Below are 650 nucleotides of genomic sequence, written 5' to 3' on the forward strand. Positions count from 1 at the left end.
CCACTCAATCATGCCCTCTTCAGACGGCGGGACTAATCGCAGTGACGTAACGTCGGCGTTTGGATTAAGCTCTGCGAGCTTGGACACCATGTCAGAAAATAAGCAGGAAGCTTTATCCCACAGATCTCTGGAAAAAATAATGGGTATCTTCGGATCAATAACAACTTGAGACAGCGCGCCACGTTCGAGCAGAGCGCTGGCTTTTTGCGTGGCCAAATGGCATGTAGATGTTTGCTCCAAGAAAATCTTTTGAATGTCCTCGCTTTTTCCATGACGCAAAGCAAACTCATTCCACAAGGTGAATTCATCATTGGTATTGCCGATATAAATACTTCTCTCATCGATCCACGCCAAGTGATGATAAAACTCTGCTATATCTTCAAACTCTGATTTTAAACAAGCGATCAGTTTGCCTTTATAGCGATCATATGGGTCTTTACGGGGCTTTGTGACCCGCGAATGCTTGACCCATTCCTCAATGTTATCCAGCGAATTTCTTTTATCTTCAGGATGGGAATACTTCAACGTGTAGCGAAGCGGACTATTATTAAAGAGCTTTTTTAATAGCCGTTTAGCATAGGGATGAAGTCGACCAGGCGCGCTCAAAAATCTATAGCGTGTGCCAGATCTAGTTATCGCCGTATTGGAAT

At 44.0% G+C, this 650-nt stretch carries 1 protein-coding gene; it reads right to left on the reverse strand.

The window, feature by feature from the left end; genetic code table 11:
- Positions 1-606: hypothetical protein (locus B3O33_RS03000; RefSeq protein ID WP_292362896.1), on the reverse strand; the 606-nt coding region annotated here is incomplete at its 3' end.
- Positions 607-650 lie beyond the last annotated feature (44 nt).

This window comes from Methylophaga sp. UBA1464, assembly GCF_002325665.1.
Taxonomy (GTDB): domain Bacteria; phylum Pseudomonadota; class Gammaproteobacteria; order Nitrosococcales; family Methylophagaceae; genus Methylophaga.